The following is a 13,866-nucleotide window of genomic DNA, read 5'->3' as shown; positions in this document are numbered from 1 at the left end:
CCTGTTCGTAGGCATATTCTATAGGTCAAGCTCATTGGGTTTGTTTCCTGCTGTGCTCAGATACTGGAATCCGTCCAGGTAATCGGTAATCGTGGTGTATACGGAGCCATCCTGTTTCAGGAAATTAAATGTCTTTCTCAGCTTGGTTCCGTCGGCACGGTACAGATAGATTATTTTCTTTTTATTTTCCTCTATTCTAAGCGCATTGGGAAGGTTAAGATGATTATATCCAATAGTATGAATCTGCTTATCCGGCATCGTTTTCATATTCCCGTTGGCATCATATTCCATCGGATTTCCGCCTCCCTCATAGCCTGTAGGGTTGTCAGTTTTGTCGTCAACACTTATTAGCCGGTTGCCCGAATATTCGTACACCAGATCATCGATAAGCTCTGCATTGCCACTGTAAAAACTCCTGGCATTTCTTCTGAGACGAGTTATATTCCCGTTGATATCGTAATCTACAGTCTCATTATTCCAGTTGTTTTCAGGTTCGGCATTATCAGGATTTAAAAAGATTCCTTTTTTAAGACGGTTCAGCCCATCATATTGATAAGCATATCTTTTCAGGATTCCGTTTTCAGTTGTCCAGTTTATTTCGGATATGTTACCATTGTACCTTTCAGGAGAGAGCTGAGTGTTTGTAGGATTCTGGTAACGGATATCATACCCAAAAAGTTTGTTTTCCATGGATGCTGTTGCCTCCGGATTGATGCCGGTCATCCAGCCACGGATGTTGTAAGTGTAATCGATGCTCTGAATGTTATCCCCAACTTTTTTGTTAATCAGCTGACTTTTTTCATTATAGCTGTTTTCGGCTAAGAGTTCCTCTGCATTATTATCTACCTGATGATAGTGCTTCAAAAGCATATTCTGTGCATTATACACAAATTTTTCCTTCACCTGAACTTCTACCATATCTCCATCCCTTTTGTGATAGGTATTGGTATTTTGTGGAATTCCTGCAAAATCCAGCAGGGTTTCTGTTTTGGTATATCCTCCAAGGTAATTGACCGAATGGGTTCCGATTGTCCTGCCCTTGGTATCATACCAAGTATAGTTCCTGGTCCAGCCGTCATTTTCAATATTTTTCACATAATTAGCTACAGGAAGTCCTTTGGTGGAAATTCCGTTTGCTGCATTATCTGTTAAGAGGGACTGGGCAAAAACATTGGCAGCAGCAGGTGATCCTGACGGATAGGTATCATAGTAATTAATGCTTAAAAGCTTGGTAATGGTATTGGGATAACTACTGGAAGATGAATTATCATAATACACATCCATGTTGCTGTTGTTAAAGCCTATCGCAGCAGACCGCGTTACATTGTTGCTGCCCTTGGAGTCAACATTCGCCTGTTCCGAGGCTCTTCCCTGACTATTATAATTTGCAGAACTTGTATAAATCCCTGTGTAAGCCACCCTGCCATACTGATCATATTTGGTGAAAAGCCACTGCTTGGTGCTTCCCATATTGGCATCCTGGGTCATCACTAGCCTATCTTGCTTATCATATACCATGTATTCCCAGCCTTTACCCGGAAGCTTCTTTTCCACCAGACGGTTTCTCCCGTCATACTTGTATTGGTAGCAAAGATCTGAAAGCACCGTATTAGGATCGGTGGCAACAGCTCCTTTGGGAGGAATGACAAAAGCCAGTTGATTGTATTCATTGTACACATAATACGTATCGGCTTTTTCCGTTGCACTCAGCATTTTTCTGACTAACAGAACCTGTCCCTCTCCGTTTTTGAATTCAATGGTCTGGTTACCATCTTCATCTGCTACCGTGTTTTTATACAATTTCGCATCACCATAAACAGTGCTTTGACTGATGGTGCTTTTTGTGGCTCCGTTTTCCCAGGTGGTCACCGTAACATATTTCTTTACCCCATCTGCTGTAGCGTTGGCATCATAACCAAACTGTACAGGTTTATCATTCCAGGCAGTACCTACCTGTTTTTGCTGTAAGATCCTATCTAATGGAGAGTTTTCCAGGATTTTCTCTGAAAAGATTTTCTCTGAACCGTAAAGGGTGGATTGGGTAGCATTACTCAAGGGTGAAGTGTAAATGGCTCCGTTTTGTGTCCCCTGTTGGGGAACGGGAAGATAATCTTTCACCTGCCTTCCGAAGCCGTCATATTCGATATGGGTGACCACATCTTTGCCTTGCGGAGAGGCTTTGATATTCACTACCTGCTTGGGTCTTCCCAATCCGTCGAAATACTGGACGGTTTCGGAAGTTCTAGTATTTGATTGTGTAGGATCGGATAAATAAGTTTTGCTATAAATGTAGTTTTCTGTAGAACTAGGAGATGTCTAGGCATTCAAAATACCTGCTACAAACAATGTACTGACAGGAATGATTATTTTTCTCATAATTTGGTTTTTATGGCTTATAGTGATAATTAGTAGTTCTAATCGTTTTCTTTACATTTCCTTCTATAATGTAAACCTCCTTAAGTCTTCCAAAGGCATCATAATCATAATATTCAGTCTGACCGTTCGGTTTCATAATACTGGTTTGTCCTTTATGAAAGGGATCATAGGTATAGGTCGTCATTAACGCGCCAACAGGATATACCCTAACCTCATCTATATAGGAATAATTTGATCCTATTAAATAGTTTTGGGCATTTCCTAAAGTAACGGTATTTTCAACATATTGCCAAGGTGTGGAAGCTACTGATTTCCCCCAGTAAGAAACAATTACTTTATCGTAATCAAGACTACCTGATGGTAAGTTGACTACATAATTTCCTGTATGGGAAACTTTTCCGGTAAGAGCATAAGTATTGCTGATGTTGGTAGTTTCTTCTTCAAAACTTGTGTGAAAAGGAATAGAAGCCTCAACGCTACTTTCAATATTAAAATTAAAATTGTTTTCAATCTGTCCCTGATACCCGTTATAACCAATATTCGTGAGTTTAACTTTATATGTACCGGGCTTAAGATTAATTGATGGCGTTGTAAATGTGTAAAAGTTTCCATTAGAAGGTGTTGAATCTGTAAAGGATACCGTACCGCTACTGTTATTGATGTTTTCAAATGTAATCTGGTACATCACGGAGGTATTTTCAGGATATCTTTCGTATGTCCTGTTGATTTTATAATTTTTTTCTTCTGTAATCGTAAAGGTTCCCAGCTCATACACTGTGCTTCCCATCGGTATTACCAAGGCTGAATACGAGACATTGTTGCTATCATCTAGTATTGCTGATAGATATTTCGCATTTTCTACTGCTGCAATAGGCAATGATTTATTGTATCCCCACAGATAAGTTAGCGGATTTCCATCTTCTTTTTTTACCGTCAGCGGATTGGCTTTACTGTCATAAGTTAAATATCGTATCCTGTTTTCCAGAGGAGTTGTCACATCCATCTGTCCTTTTATAATTTCAGGCTCTATGATATTACTACCCCAATCTTTATAAGAAGTCTGGATTTTCTGGATTTGCTTGTTTAAAGTAGTATTGCTGACAGTCTGTTCAATCACCGGCGATAATATATGCTTTGTGAGCATTGTCGAATAGGGCAGGGATGATGAGAAGTCATAAGGATATTTATACTGAGTCAGTACATTTTCTCCTTTGCTATTGACAGTGGTGGCCTCTTTTGGCAACAGATTATACTGATTGTATGTATAATGTATTGAGTCTGTTACAAATTTATTAGGATTTAAACGGTCATATGTCATTCTGACTGATGATTCCAGCAATGTTGCTTCCTGAATAGCCTCCGTATCAACAGCAATAATGGAATTTTTAAATAAAATCGGCCTTTGTATACAAGCACCACCTGCATTACAGGTGTTGGATGGAGCTGTACATTGACAGCAACCGGATATTCCGTTTAGGGTTACTGCCATAAAATAAGAATCTGAGGTAATTTTGACACTTTGTGTTAGTTTTATACCTGTTATAAAGGTATTTGTAAAAAAAGAATTATAGTGATTAAATTCTTTATACAAAATTTTGTTTGTATCATCATATACTTCTTTGCTTTGTAGTTGAGGAACAAAATTTCCTTTATCGTAATGGTACGGATGATAGAACCATGGCCCATCTGCTTCAGCGGGATGATAATGAGCATCATAATCGGCAGGAGAATAGGGATTTCCATAATTGTAAACTGTTTTACCTGAATTATTTGTTGGTGTGCCTTTATATTCCGTAACAGAATTATAAACAATTGGTAATCCTGGTGCTACGTCCATTGATAAAATAGGATTGGAATATACAATTTCTACGGTGTAATTGGCCCAACACTCACTAGGCTGATAGCCCTCATTATAGGGAGGAGGAATAAGAATTTTTTCAAGAAACTGCTGTGGTTTTCTGAAATAAGTATAATTAGGAGATTTATATACCGCTCCGTCATAAACATATGACTTTATTTCCGGATTGGCATCGCTATCATTTTTGTAATTTGAAATTTTTCGTACCCTAAAGCCTCCTAATACTCCTCTTTTTTCTCCATCGCCGTTACTCCTGTAAGAGTATAAATTATCATTATAATAGCGTTCAAACTCAAAAACAGTCTTACCACCGGTGGGATACTTAATTTCCTGTAACATACATGCGGAAGCAAGACCACTGTAAAGGTCTCCATCTCTTACAGCCCCATAAGATGTTCTTTCTGAGATATTTGAAATATAATCTCTAGGAATATTGATATAATTAGTCTGCCCGTTAGCATAACCCCAAAAATCTTCATTAAATTTGACAGTGGAAAGTTTATTTGGATATGGGGGCAACATTGTATTTTCATTATACTTAAAAGAATACTTTTCAACATCTGTGCTACCGGGCGCTGTTATTGTCACATAATCCAAACCAAGTCTCCGATCCTCGTTCGTTGATCCGAAGTATTTCTCATAAAACTGGATTTTTTTTCGGATAACAGTTGGTGTACTTTTTAAAGCAATTGAAATAGATTTCAGTCTTTTTAAATATAAAAAATCATTCCTATTATCATAGTCAAAAGTAATGATCTCTTGATCCGTTACAATAGAATTAAGAATAGGAGTTGTAAAATCAGATACTGGTGTCCCCTGATATGTTACAGATCCATAAACATCTGATGCAGTACAGGGTTGCCCCTGATAATTTTCTACCCTTCCCCTGTAAATATAAGAGGGTATGGCTATCGATGACGAAGGACTCTGCTTAGTATAATTGAAAGCTATATTTTCTGATCCATCAGCAGACTTTATCTGTGTAACGTACCATTCAGATGAATTATCACTAATCGTATATGGAGTAAAAGTATATATATTCCCATTTTCATCTGTAAGTTCAAAAGTCTGATCTTGAGTAGAGGAATTATTTTGAATATAAGTAAAGTTTCTTTTGATTTTAATAGGTCTATATGGGAGCGTGATTACACTGTTTTCGTTTTCATTAAAAACAGAATAATCATAAACAAAAACTCCAGACTCTCCACCAGGAATCTTATAGAAGTATCTGTCACTCATAACGTCCTGTTCGTCAACAAATAGTGTATTATAAAAATTGAACCGTTCAAGTGCACCCGCATAATTTTGACTGCTACATTCATAGTCAAGGTAATGATCATTCAGATCCTGTAATAGATGAGCTGAACTATTGTACCTTCTGACAGTACTTTTAGCTTCATCTCTTCTCCCGTTAGTTGTTTTTGATATTAAGCCCTTACCATTTAAAACCCAGCCTAAACCGACCTCTGATGCAATATCATTCACTTTTATACCCGAAGCATGATAAGAAATTGAAAGAGGTAATGTTAATTTCCTGCCTTTAATAGTATATAAAGGAATATCAATATTAGGAACACCGGTACTATAGTCTACCGGAATTTCTCCATATCGTTCAAAATTTTGGGCGTTTGGTGAAGAATGGATGATTCTTGGCAATTGGTAATTTTGTGAATTTTGCCCATTAACTATTATGGCGGTTAGGATTATCAAAGCTGAAAAAAACTTTGTTCTAGACTTTTGTTCACAATATTTTAACAATAAATCTTTTACTTTTGTCATAGTTATTTTTTAATTAGTTTAGCGCTCGCCGTTTTATTATCATTTGTTTTCACGCTCACCAGATATGCTCCCTGAATTAGCGGCTGAGTATTGATCTTGGTGATCTTATTTTTTGTTTTTACCGTTTCAAGCTTTCTTCCGCCCATATCATACACTGCAATTTCAGCCTCAAACGCGCCTTCTCTTAAGCCCTCAAATCCAAGCTCCACATATACATAATCCGTTACCGGGTTCGGGTAGATCTTAATATCCTGCTTTTCGATCAGCTGGTCAATCTGTTTGTCTCCAAGCTTTACAATCTTCCAGTTTTCTTTTCCTAATTCTTCAGCACTTGTTCCGGCCAACACAATTGAACCGTCTCTGTTTAATTTAATATCTGAAAGTCTCTCTTCTTTTTTCTTTGATTCTCCCTTCACATGCTTTCTCCACTGTTCGTTTCCATTCTGATCTAAATACAGCATCCAGAACGTTTCATCATCATTTTCAATTCTCCCTTCAGCTTGGGTATAACCGCCCAGCAAAATCCCGGATGTCACATCTTGATTCCTGGCTCTTTCTCCTTGGCTCTTTGTAATTACACTCATCCCCATCAGTACATCCCGGTTTTTGAAGTTGTAGGATTTCTGCCAGATTTCTTCCCCTCTTTCATCAAGTGAAATCAGCCATAAATCGGTTCCTTCTTCGATGCCGACTGTTTTATTTCCCGATCTCTCTGATCTTGATTCACCGCCGATTAGGTAGCCTGTAGATGTTAAAGCCAGGGTTCTTAAGTGATCATCTCCTTTACCTCCGAAATTCTTTTCCCATTCCACCTTGCCGTCTTTGGAAAGCTTGATGATCCAGTAGTCACCCTCACCATAGTTGCCGGTAGCTTTAGCATGATTGATGATTGATAATTGATGATTGATTCCTGAACTAGAACTTGTGTTCTGAGAACCATCATTTATCATTGATCGCTTATCATTCATTGTTACCGCACTACTTCTCGAATACACACCCAATAAGGCCCCGCCATCCTTCGTCGGAATCATCTTCTCCACCTCATCCAAACCTTTTCCACCCAAAACCAGTTGTGATAATTCCTTCCCGTTTTTGTCCAGCCTTACCACCAGAACGTCTTTCGATCCGTAACCTCTCGTTCCCTGCGCAACCACCGTTCCCTGAGGCTCTCGAAGGGAAGAGAGCCGAAGGCAACATTCCCCGCCACAAAAAATCCCATATCCGTCGTCTGGATCACCGCTCTGGCCTCTTCATCCGAAACGCCGCCAATGGTTTTCTGCCACAATTCATCGCCGAATTCATTAATTCTAATGAGCCAGATATCAGATCCGCCTTTGGAGTCTTCTTTTTTATCCAAACCTTTTCCGCTGAAACTCGTGCCCGCCAGGAGAAACCCACCTTCCTGGGTGTTCACCGTAGCTGATAAAAAGTCATGGTTCTGTCCCGAGAAATATTTTTCCCAGACTTCATCGCCCTGTTGGTTGAGTTTGATTAAATGGAAATCGTAACCGTTATTCTGCTTCTGGCTGTTGGCTGTTGGCGTCTGGCTTTTGCTTCCAGCTTCCGAAAGGGCTCTCGAAGGGATGGAGCTTCCGGTTATCAGATATTGCTGGTCAATAGTCGTGGTAATCTGCGAAAGAAAATCCTGTGTCGAAGATTGGATATCTTTCTGCCAGACTACTTCCTGGGCGGAAATGCTCAAGAATGTGCATAAAGTTAATGCACTGAAATAAAGTCTTTTCATACGTATTGTTTGAAAGAATTAAAGTATTATTTTTTGTCTGATGAAGTTATTTTAAGAAACTAAGAACCTGTTTGTTCTTAAAAAAGTGGAGCAATCATTAGAAATTGCCTGGATAGAAATGGTTGTTATCATGGTTTGTTTTTATTAATTTTTCAAGTTTTGGATTCAAATAATACCTGTTATACAAAACTATTCCTCATGGGCGACAAAAGGTGTCGCATTATTATGTTAGATGCAGCTTTTGCTTGTAAGGTTGAATCATATTCTTTACATCCAGAGCGAAATTATAAAAAAATAGGATACCAAAATCACAGATTACAAAGAATTTACAGTAACAACAAAATGCAAAAAAACACCTTGTGAATAATATTTACAGCTTAGCACCAGCAGGTTATTTTTATTCTTATTAAAGTGACTTTTAACAGAAATTAATCTCTCATAAAGCCATTTCAATAAAAACAGACCAACGAAAAAAAATTATAAAAATTCTCAAAAAAGATCAGATTTCTTCGACAATCCTTCGGGAGTTCTTCGGAAACTCTTCGGAAAAAGTACCGTTTTTCCGAAGCCGACCCGAAGGTGATCGAAGAAGCCCCGAAGAAAGCACCTTTAAAACACGTCAAATGCCGTCAAAATGCATCAAATCCCGTCATAGTTTTCACAAGTGATTGAAAATGGGAAATTTATTACATCTTTGTTTTATGGGATAAAACGATAAAAATTGTTTTCTATCAAGGTGAATGATTAAAAATGATAGCTGATAACTTCAGCGTATAATAAAATAAGGTCCCCAAAAATGGAGACCCTAAAAAAACACAAATGATGAAAAAAAATTTTTATAGAATCAATTAATTAATTCTGAAGTAAAATTAAGTATGAATTCATTTGGATTTTATGACCAGAATCACAATGTGCTAGTATATAAAATAAATTTATTGAATAAAGAAAAAAATAAACTCCTCAAGGGTTGTGAGGAGTTTACAAGGGTATATGGGGTCTAAAAAAGTGTCTTTATCTTGCGGAATCCGCTCTGCTGCCAGAACCCTGGGCATTACGACTGGATCCGCCTGTCTGATTAGGTGTTGTAGCCTGATTGCCATTTCCGGATCCCTGATTCATCGCACTGTCTCGTACGCTGGCTGTTGTATCCATTGATGTTCCGGTAGTTGTATTGTCAGGAGACATGGTTCCTGTAGTTGCAGAATCACTCATTGAGTTGTTTTCATTCTGCGTTTCCTGCTTTTTGCAGCTTACTGCAAATAGACTTACTCCTAGCATTAATAGCATTACTTTTTTCATATTATAATTTTTGATGTGTGATATATTTTTCAAAAATAGATACTATTATTCAATAATAATATGAGTAAGATCATAATGCCGTGAGATACTTCCAGATCTATTAAATGATTCATATTCATTACTGAATAAGTAAGATTTTCACTTTATCATTATATTAGCTGTGCAACAATATATACTTATTATTATGATTATTTTTAAAATTTTAACATTACTTAACTGAATTTTGGCTTCATAATTGAAAATATCATAGTTACAAAAGCTTAGTCTTTTGGACCCTATTAAAATTTGAATTATGAAAAGTATAGTGTTGACAGGTTTATTATCAGTTTTTTTACTGACAGCCTGTAAAAAAGATGATCAGATCGCCGAAAAATCACTGGAGCAACAGAAAATGGAATTCCAGATGAGACAGCTTGAAATTGAAAAGCAAAAATTAGCTATTGAAAAAGAAAAGATGGCTTATGAAGCGCAGAAAAAGGCAGACAGCATCGCTGAAGTTCAACAGGCAAAAACCGCTGCAGCCAATTCAAAACCTCAGGTAATCAAAGAAACGCATACAGTGTACAGAGACAGACCGAGTTCAAGTTCAAGTAACGGAAATTATGCGAACAACGGAAGCAGTGCCTCCCAGGGTACTACCCAGAAGAAAGGGATGAGTGAAGCTGCTAAAGGTACCATTATCGGTGCCGTAGGTGGAGCTGCGTTAGGAGCAATTGTTAATAAGAAGAGTCCGGGTGCCGGTGCCGCAATCGGTGGGGTAATTGGCGGTGCCACTGGATATACACTTGGTAGAGCACAGGATAGAAAAAGCGGAAGAGTACAGCCACGTAATTAATTATTTTCACAATAATTTAGAAAGATTGCTTATTTTTAAGCAATCTTTTTTTATGTTTTTAATTCTCCTTTCCAGTATTTTTCTGATTCCGGTTCTGATAGGTTGCGGGAAAGTATTTGATTGTGTTTTAACCAATCCTTTCGATGGGGTTTATGGTAAAGCTTTATACGGAATTTTTGGCATTTGCATTATCTGGACTATTCTGGCATTCTTTATCCCTTTAAATTCACCTGTAGAGATTAGCACAATATTGATAGGGTTGTTCTTTTTCTTTAAAGGAAAAACCTACAAAGAATTTAATATTTTTTCTAAAAAAGATTATGCATTAGCAATAGTCATTTCAGTGATCATTTTATTTTGCGGATCCTTTTATCCCTTCATTTTAGATCATTTTGGGTATTATGTTCCTACCATAAAATGGCTGACCGAATTTGGAATGGTAAGAGGAATCTCAAACCTTGACCTCACTTTGGGGCAAATGTCTGTCTGGCATATATTTCAGGCTGGATTTTCAAATATTTCAGATCCTTTTCTGAGGATGAATTCAGTATTACTTATCATCTATGCTTTGTATATTACTGAAAAAAAAAGCTGGATCCAGTTATGCTTCCTGCCTGTTTTGCTGTTATTTTCCCAGTCTCCAAGTCCTGATCTACCAGTCATTGTGTTTTCACTTATTATTTTAATGGAAATTTTAAAAGGAAACCAATCACCGGCTTCATTGTTTGCATTTTCTGTCTTTGTATTTGCCATTAAACCAACAATGATATGGCTGCCGATAGTAAGCTTCCTGTATTCTTTATTTATTATAAAATCATCATCAAAGATATTTGTACCCGGCTTTTTGATTCTTCTGTTGTTTTGCATTAAAAATATCTGGACATTCGGCTACCCTATTTTTCCAATTTCTATAGGTGATGTTGGTGTAAGCTGGAAACCCAATAAAGAAGTTTTACGAATTTCCTCCCAGTTTGCCATACAGAAAACGTATGACATGCAGTACTCTTATCAGGAAATTTCCCGGTTTACTTTTGCAGACTACATTAAAAACTGGCTTTTTTTAGATGGGATAAAATCCGTAATTAATATTTCTTTTATAATAAGTCTTATTGCACTTATCATTTTTAGCTTTATCAAAAAAAATAAGATCATTAGCCTGATTTGTTTTTCTATAATCATCAAGAGTATTTTGGTTATTTTATTCTCAGCTCAATACCGATTTTTTATTGATGTATTTTTTGTCATTTTCCTTCTGTTATTTTTCAATTTCTTTAATAAAAAAAGATCAGTTGTTGTCTTCTCGATATTCAGTATAATAATCATCGGATTTCTTACTGTACCCTCTATTCTTCAGACATATATTCCCAGCTTCAGGCTTGGAAATTTTATGGGAAGGATGAAAAAAGAACAGATTTACATTCCTTCGCAATATTCAAATCAGGAATTCAATAATTATAAAGTAGGAAATCTTTCATTTCACGTTTCTAAAAGATATCCTTATAATTTTGATATTAAATTACCTGCTATCTCCGAAAGCTATATTTTTGATGATGTAAAAGCGGGTATTTTCCCACAGCTGGCAGATAAAAAAAACATGAGAAAAGGTTTTATCTGGAAAACACTAGACGCAAAGGAAAAAGCACAAGCCGAAAAAGTAATTAATTCTATAAAAAGCACCTATCAACAGAACAAATAGACTCCATTCTATTTCTGAAGAAAAAGCTGTAAATTTGTATCATGTTAAATACTTTAGGTAATCTTCTCAGCCTTACAACATTTGGAGAAAGTCATGGCCCGGCTTATGGGGGTATCATCAATAATTTTCCGGCAGGTTTAGCTGTTGATCTTGACAAAGTACAATATGAGCTTGACCGTAGAAAACCGGGACAGTCGGCTATCGTCACGCAAAGAAAAGAAAGTGACACCGTACAATTTCTTTCAGGTATTTTTGATGGAAAAACAACAGGAACTCCCATTGGTTTTATTATTGAAAATGAAAATCAGAAATCAAAGGATTATGATCATATTGCCAACTCATATCGCCCGAGCCATGCAGATTTCACCTATGACCAGAAGTACGGATTGAGAGATTATCGCGGCGGCGGAAAATCATCAGCACGGGAAACAATGAATTGGGTTGTTGCCGGGGCATTAGCAAAACAACTTTTAGCAGGAATTGAAATCAATGCTTATGTTTCTTCCGTAGGCGAAATTTTCTGTGAAAAACCTTATCAGGCTCTTGATTTTTCGAAAACGGAAAGCAATGAAGTGAGATGTCCGGATGCAGAAACTGCGGAGAAAATGATCGAAAGAATCAAAGAGATCAAAAAAGAAGGAAATACCATCGGTGGAACGATTACCTGTGTTATCAAAAATGTTCCGGTAGGAATCGGGGAACCTGTATTTTCAAAACTTCAGGCAGAACTGGCCAAAGCAATGCTGAATATCAATGCTGCAAAAGGTTTTGAATACGGAAGCGGATTCTGCGGCGCTAAAATGACAGGAAAAGAACATAATGATCTTTTTAATGAAGATTTCACCACAAAATCCAATCTTTCAGGAGGAATTCAGGGTGGAATTTCAAATGGAATGGATATTTATTTCCGGGTAGCCTTCAAACCTGTTGCCACAATTTTAAGACCTCAGGAAAGTGTTGACAAAGACGGAAATAAAACTATTGTTGAAGGAAAAGGACGTCACGATCCTTGTGTACTTCCGCGAGCGGTTCCCGTGGTGGAAAGTCTGGCGGCTTTTGTACTGGCGGATCTGTTTCTGATTAATAAAACAAGAAATATCAATCATTTTTAATATATAAATAGTAATGAAAAATTACTGGGACCAAAGTATTTCTTTTGAGGAGTACATAAAGATCGGAAAACAAAGATTAGAAAATCCTGCCAATCAGCAGGAAGCTGATTATAAACAATATTATGAGCTCGGTCTACAGAGAATTGAGAGAACGTTAAAGAAATATATTCCGGACGAAGAACAGCTGAAAGAACTTGAAGCAAAAAACTTTGACGGAAAAATCCTCATTATCTCTGAAGTGTGGTGCGGTGATGCGAGTGCGACCGTTCCGGCTTTGGTAAAATTTTTCGAAGGCAGAAACGAAGTTAGAATTTTCCTCAGAGACCGTGATAAAACTTTGGTTAATCAATTCCTGACCAACGGAACAGAATCCATTCCGAAAGTGATTATTCTTGACAAGGATTTTAATGTGAAAAACTCTTGGGGGCCGCGTCCTAAATTCGGCCATGATTTGCTGATGAAATATAAAGCTGATCCTGTAGCCTATCCGAAAGATCTTTTTTATAATGATCTTCAGATCTATTATGCCAAAAACAGAGGGAAAGATGCCGTGCAGGAAATTTTGGAATTACTTTAAATTAAAAATATAAAATGAAAAAAAATCTCATTTATCTCATATTAATCGTCATTATCGGAGTAATTGCTTTTGTTCCGGGAGTGAAAGAAAAAATTCAGGACACCTTCTTTCCTATTGCCACGATTGAAAATGCCGTTCATGTCAGTGATGAAGATTATGACATCGACCTTCAGGGAATCAATGTGCCGAGCACCAACCTCAAGGCATTCAAAGATAAAGCCGTATTCCTGAACTTCTGGGGGACCTGGTGCCCGCCGTGCAGAAAAGAATGGCCTTCGATTCAGAAACTGTATGACACCCGGAAAGATCATGTAGATTTTGTTCTGATTGCCATGAATGATCAGGAAGACGACGTAAGAAAATTTTTAAAGGAAAATAATTATAACGTTCCGGTTTATATTGCACAAAGTCCGATTTCAGAGAAGATACTTCCGAAAGTGTTCCCAACCACTTACCTGCTTGATAAGGACGGAAGAATCATCATCAAAGAAGATGCATCCAGAGACTGGAATACAGAATCTGTACATCAGTTTATCGATAATATCATCAAATAATTTTTTAACGTTCCATAAGACTTCATTGGTACAGAA

8 protein-coding genes and 1 pseudogene are annotated in these 13,866 nt (G+C 37.2%); 5 read left to right on the top strand and 4 right to left on the bottom strand.

Features of this window, described 5'->3' with window-relative positions; genetic code table 11:
- Positions 1–18: 18 nt before the first annotated feature.
- The 4 genes and pseudogenes from AC3WV0_RS07045 to AC3WV0_RS07030 form a co-directional block, all read right to left on the bottom strand.
- Positions 19–2,289: a DUF6443 domain-containing protein gene (locus AC3WV0_RS07045; RefSeq protein WP_488845363.1), complete on the bottom strand. Its 2,271-nt coding sequence runs from the start codon at positions 2,287–2,289 to the stop codon at positions 19–21.
- Positions 2,290–2,386: 97 nt separating this feature from the next.
- Positions 2,387–5,890, bottom strand: coding sequence for a hypothetical protein (locus AC3WV0_RS07040; protein ID WP_488845200.1), 3,504 nt, complete (start codon positions 5,888–5,890; stop codon positions 2,387–2,389).
- Between the two features lie 125 nt (positions 5,891–6,015).
- A pseudogene (locus tag AC3WV0_RS07035) lies at positions 6,016–7,757 on the bottom strand (T9SS type A sorting domain-containing protein).
- 1,011 nt (positions 7,758–8,768) lie between these two features.
- The gene (locus AC3WV0_RS07030; protein WP_488845198.1) at positions 8,769–9,056 is read right to left on the bottom strand and encodes a hypothetical protein; all 288 of its coding nucleotides are present in this window, start codon (positions 9,054–9,056) and stop codon (positions 8,769–8,771) included.
- 292 nt (positions 9,057–9,348) lie between these two features.
- On the opposite strand from AC3WV0_RS07030, the gene AC3WV0_RS07025 reads away from it, so the two are divergent.
- Genes AC3WV0_RS07025 through AC3WV0_RS07005 form a run of 5 tightly spaced genes read left to right on the top strand, consistent with a single transcriptional unit; the run spans position 9,349 to position 13,830 of the window.
- Positions 9,349–9,891, top strand: coding sequence for a YMGG-like glycine zipper-containing protein (locus AC3WV0_RS07025; RefSeq protein ID WP_488845196.1), 543 nt, complete (start codon positions 9,349–9,351; stop codon positions 9,889–9,891).
- Between the two features lie 52 nt (positions 9,892–9,943).
- Entirely contained in the window at positions 9,944–11,587 is a 1,644-nt protein-coding gene (locus AC3WV0_RS07020; RefSeq protein ID WP_488845194.1) for an LIC_10190 family membrane protein, read from the top strand.
- Positions 11,588–11,628: 41 nt separating this feature from the next.
- Entirely contained in the window at positions 11,629–12,699 is a 1,071-nt protein-coding gene (gene aroC, locus AC3WV0_RS07015) for a chorismate synthase (RefSeq protein WP_488845192.1), read from the top strand.
- 13 nt (positions 12,700–12,712) lie between these two features.
- Positions 12,713–13,276, top strand: coding sequence for a thioredoxin family protein (locus AC3WV0_RS07010; protein WP_488845190.1), 564 nt, complete (start codon positions 12,713–12,715; stop codon positions 13,274–13,276).
- Positions 13,277–13,290: 14 nt separating this feature from the next.
- On the top strand, positions 13,291–13,830 hold the full coding sequence (locus tag AC3WV0_RS07005) for a TlpA family protein disulfide reductase (RefSeq protein WP_488845188.1): 540 nt from the start codon (positions 13,291–13,293) through the stop codon (positions 13,828–13,830).
- Positions 13,831–13,866: the final 36 nt, after the last annotated feature.

The organism is Chryseobacterium sp. 27AL (assembly GCF_057815395.1).
This window is presented reverse-complemented; position numbering and strand designations above follow the sequence as displayed.

What these genes read in the sequence shown, in the direction of transcription:
- AC3WV0_RS07030 (WP_488845198.1), bottom strand. Translation starts at nt 9,056, where the DNA reads ATGAAAAAAGTAATGCTATTAATGCTAGGAGTAAGTCTATTTGCAGTA.
- AC3WV0_RS07025 (WP_488845196.1), top strand. Translation starts at nt 9,349, where the DNA reads ATGAAAAGTATAGTGTTGACAGGTTTATTATCAGTTTTTTTACTGACA.
- AC3WV0_RS07020 (WP_488845194.1), top strand. Translation starts at nt 9,944, where the DNA reads ATGTTTTTAATTCTCCTTTCCAGTATTTTTCTGATTCCGGTTCTGATA.
- aroC (WP_488845192.1), top strand. Translation starts at nt 11,629, where the DNA reads ATGTTAAATACTTTAGGTAATCTTCTCAGCCTTACAACATTTGGAGAA.
- AC3WV0_RS07010 (WP_488845190.1), top strand. Translation starts at nt 12,713, where the DNA reads ATGAAAAATTACTGGGACCAAAGTATTTCTTTTGAGGAGTACATAAAG.
- AC3WV0_RS07005 (WP_488845188.1), top strand. Translation starts at nt 13,291, where the DNA reads ATGAAAAAAAATCTCATTTATCTCATATTAATCGTCATTATCGGAGTA.